This window comes from Syntrophaceticus schinkii, from assembly GCF_000946815.1.
Lineage (GTDB): Bacteria > Bacillota > DSM-12270 > Thermacetogeniales > Thermacetogeniaceae > Syntrophaceticus > Syntrophaceticus schinkii.
The window spans coordinates 1-4,255 of sequence record NZ_CDRZ01000063.1; the positions used below are offsets into that span (position 1 = coordinate 1).

3 protein-coding genes are annotated in these 4,255 nt (G+C 43.6%); all 3 read right to left on the reverse strand.

Annotation, left to right across the window (positions count from 1 at the left end):
- A partial coding sequence (locus SSCH_RS04310) for a sigma-54-dependent transcriptional regulator (RefSeq protein ID WP_198142161.1) occupies positions 1 to 1,441 on the reverse strand: 1,441 nt, incomplete at its 3' end.
- 25 nt (positions 1,442 to 1,466) lie between these two features.
- Positions 1,467 to 2,951: an ATP-binding protein gene (locus SSCH_RS04315; RefSeq protein WP_052835299.1), complete on the reverse strand. Its 1,485-nt coding sequence runs from the start codon at positions 2,949 to 2,951 to the stop codon at positions 1,467 to 1,469.
- Complete coding sequence (locus SSCH_RS18870; protein WP_198142162.1) at positions 2,860 to 3,156, reverse strand: coiled-coil domain-containing protein; 297 nt, start codon at positions 3,154 to 3,156, stop codon at positions 2,860 to 2,862. The genes SSCH_RS04315 and SSCH_RS18870 overlap by 92 nt, the downstream gene beginning before the upstream one ends.
- Between the last annotated feature and the right edge of the window lie 1,099 nt (positions 3,157 to 4,255).

Below are 4,255 nucleotides of genomic sequence, written 5' to 3' on the forward strand. Positions count from 1 at the left end.
ATTCACTTGCTCGGCCGTGGGATAGCGCCCACCTGAAGCATCCAGGCTTCTTTTCAATAAGTTTTCTGGTGGATTCATTGGACACCTCTTTGATAGAATCCAGATAACCAGGAAGGTCAAACCCTGCTTTGATATCCACCTGGTCAATAAAATTATCAAGGCTGGCTGCAACCTCATCCAGCCACTTTTGTTCCGGGGGCAGAGCGGAAAGGGCTGTTGGCTGCAGCACTATTTCCATTCCATTTTTTAAATGCCCTTTATTTTGTTCCGTAACTTCGGTAATTTTAGATGGCAGGTGTTCCATCAGAACAGTTGGCCCATCGCAGACAGCGGCCGTCTGGGCAATGACATTGGCCAGTTCCCTGATATTTCCCGGCCAGTTATACCTGGTCAAAGCAGCAACAACTTCAGAACTCAAGCGCAGCGGCCGCTCCTCATAATGACTCTTTAAAAAATGTTCAGCCAAGAGGTGGATATCCTCACGTCTCTCTCTCAACGGCGGCAATTCTAAAGTCACCACATCAAGCCGGTAAAAAAGGTCCTCACGGAACCTCTTCTCAGCAACGAGTTTTTCCAGAGGCGCATTTGTGGCGGCGATCACCCGCGTATCCACCCGTATAGGTTTTTCACCACCCACTCGGAAAATTTCCCCGGTTTCCAGAACTCGCAACAGCTTCACCTGGATCGCCTGTGCGGCATCTCCGATCTCATCAAGAAAGAGAGTACCCCTGTTAGCTAACTCAAAAATACCTCTATGCTGGGATGCCGCCCCTGTAAATGCCCCCTTCTCGTGGCCAAACAACTCACTTTCCAGAAGGGCTTCGGTAAAAGCACCACAGTTGATAGCCAAAAAATCCTGTTGGGAGCGGGAACTTACAGCATGAATATAGCGGGCCAGCACCTCTTTACCGGTTCCTGTTTCTCCCCGAATTAACATAGTAATATTTTTGTCTGCAAGTTTTTCAGCTATAGTCAGGAGACGCTGCATTTTTTCGCTTTTGCCTGCCACAAAACCAACACTTTTTAATACCTGTTTTCTGCGTGTCAGCTCATCATCTTCCCGTACTTCACGCCGTGCAAGGGCACGACTTAAGGCACGCCCTAAAATGGCCTCCAGAGCATCCAGGTTATCAAACGGCTTTTCCAGGTAATCGTAGGCCCCCAGCTGAATAGCCTCCACTGCGGACTTGACTGTAGAATAGCCTGTCATAATCAAAACCTCACTGGTGGGGTAGCGAGCTTTGATCTCCTTCAAGAGCGTAATTCCATCGGTATCAGGAAGCTTTAGATCCAACAAAACAAGATGAAAATACTCCTGCAGGGCCTCCCTTGCCTGCAATCCATTTTCTGCAACCGTAATCTCATAATTTTTATCCTCTAAGAAAAATCTAAAGAAATTGCCCATTTCTCTTTCATCATCAACAACAAGAATACGTGCCAATCCACTACCCCCTTCCTTAATTAAGTTACTCAATTCCATCCTGTGCATCATCAAAATCATGAGCCGGGGGAAGGTAAACTGTGAAGGTTGCCCCCTTGCCGGGTTCACTTTCTACAGCAATGGTGCCACCATGTTTTTGAACAATCCCCAAACTCACCGAGAGGCCAAGACCTGTACCCTTGCTGATACCTTTGCTGGTGAAAAAAGGATCGAATATTTTTGTTAATATTTTCTGAGGGATCCCCTGCCCGTTGTCAGAAACTTTGATAAAAGCCTGGTTCCTTTTCTGATCAAAACCCGTTCTTATTTGAATCCTGCGCTCGCTGTCATTTTCCTCATCAAAGGACTGCCTGGCATTCAGCAGCAGGTTGACCACAACCTGTTCTAACTGCTGGGAATTACCCTCAATAACAGGAAGTTGTTCATCGAGTTTCTGCTCAATATTAATGTTTTCCGTTTCAATATAATAAGAAACCAGCTTCAATGCCTCTTTAACCACTTCATTCAGACAGAGAGGCTGAAAAACATACTGTTCCTGCCGCGAAAAAGTAAGGAGTCCGCGTACAATTCGCTTGCACCGCAGACCGCAATTTATGATGTCTTCAAGGAGTTTGTAACGCTGGTCATCCTTGGGGGTAGTGCGGTTCAATAACTGGGCATCTCCAATAATGACAGCCAGTGGTGTGTTTAACTCGTGGGCAACCCCTGCAGCCATCTCACCCAGAGCTGCCAGGCGTGCAGTCTGAAGTAACTGAACCTGCATTTTCAGCCTTTCAGTGATATTCTTCATATAGACGACAACACCCAACTCCTCATTTCCCCCCTGGCTTGCCGGGTATCCGTACATTTCCATTACCCGTCCATCCTCTAACCGAATCTGTGTGTTAATGGTGTTGCCGGTTTTAAGAGCTTTATATAAGATGCATTTTGCACACTGCGGTTCATTTGCTGTACAAAAAACATCACAGTATTTACGGCCCAGAACCTCGGGATCAGGAAGCCCACAGAATTCCAGTGCCGCTTGGTTAACTCGCAAAATACGCAGATCTGGATCTATGACAACAATAATATCGCGTACTGCCTTAAAAGTGGCCTCCCACTCTGATTTTGCCCTGTTGACCTCCGCAAAGAGCGCACCATCCTGGCAATAAATAGCAATCTGGTTGGCCAACTGCTGGAAAAATGTCATATCCATAGGATTGTAAGATGTCGGGCGATCACTCCCCACCACAAAGAGCCCGTAAGTCTTATTCTGGGTTACCAAAGGGTTGATCACAGCCACATCCAACCCCTGACAACTCAGGAAAGAATCTTCTGTATCTGCTTCCCTTTTCCAAGTAACCTGTTTGCTGTTCGCAAAAGCCTTCCAAAGATCCTCACCCTCTCCCGCGGAGATCTCGATCCCCTTGTAACAGACATCATCTGCAGGGTAGCAGTAGCTTACCTGGAGTTTCTGGCCCTTTAAAGTTAAAATAGCTATCCGCTTCAGGTAAAAAAAAGTCTTGTACACGCTCATATATCTTTTTCAATGTATTATCCAGGTAGTCTTTAGGAAGGCTGATGTTGAATTCCTGGGCAAGCTCATTGATGAGCTCCAGTTGAGAATTTCGCTTGGAGAGTTCTGTGATCTTCTCTTTTAACTCCGCATAATAACTGTGCTTGGAAGTATAAACACCTGTCAATTTCTTAATTAACTGTGTCTTATGCTCCGGCAATACCCATCCCCCCCCCTTCAGCACGAAAATCTATTTCATCCCTTCAATATAATATTAATACCCTATCTTTATCAAAATGCAAAAACCATACCAGGTGCCACATAGATCTTCTACTATCAAATTAATTTATCCTTCTATTCTTTCCTGGCTCTTTCCTGGCAATGAATAACTGACTTTGACAAATTTTAAAAATAAATAGGTAGTTTTTTTTCAGAAAGCAGGAATTGAATCCTAAATGCCGAAATATATATATATAGATAAAAGAAGCCGCCAGGAAAGTTGGGTATAATCTCTTTGTTTTACAAAAGAGGGGGTACCTGGCGGCTTCGGGGGCCTCAATTTCTGATACCGGAATCAATCCGGTATTTTTTTTAAATTGCTTGTGAAATAAATCACTCTTTACTGCACATTAAAAATAGTATCAAATAAAGTTCCCTTAGTCAAATATTATTCCTGTTTTTTTTAAAGCTTCGACATAAGTGGTAAAATAAGGACTTCCCGCCAATAGGAAGTCCTTATTTTATTACACCTATACTAACGCTTTAACGCTTTCTCCTAAAAGTACCGCAAGTAATCCCGCTGCCTCTATCCTCTCTCTCACTTCATAAATACTAAATCATCGGACTGACACTCGCTGTTGTTATTAAACTCGCATTTAGTACAACCACACCGCACCTTGGCCAAAACATCTTCACCTCCCTATCGAAATATTTTCATTTTATTATTTGCGTCTGGAATGGAGACTATCCAGTCAAGTTTTTTCAAAATTACCGCAATATTTTTTTAAAATAGCACCATAATAATATGAGCGCGCCAAAATCTCATCAATTGTAGTCTCTCGGAAACAAACCTACAAAAGACAATAACTGGGAGACGATAAGTATTCAAAAACTGCTTTGTGCTCTTTGACAACTTCATATAGCAATGGCAAGAGAGAAAAGATCGACTAATGCCTCAGAAGGCAATACTTAAGTAAGCCCGGACCCAAGGAAAAATCCAGGGTTAGAAAAGAAGCAAACCAACAAATATGTCTATGCTACTTTATTTATCAGACCTAACTTAAGAAAAAGGGAACCCTTCAATGTCTTAACTTGAGCAT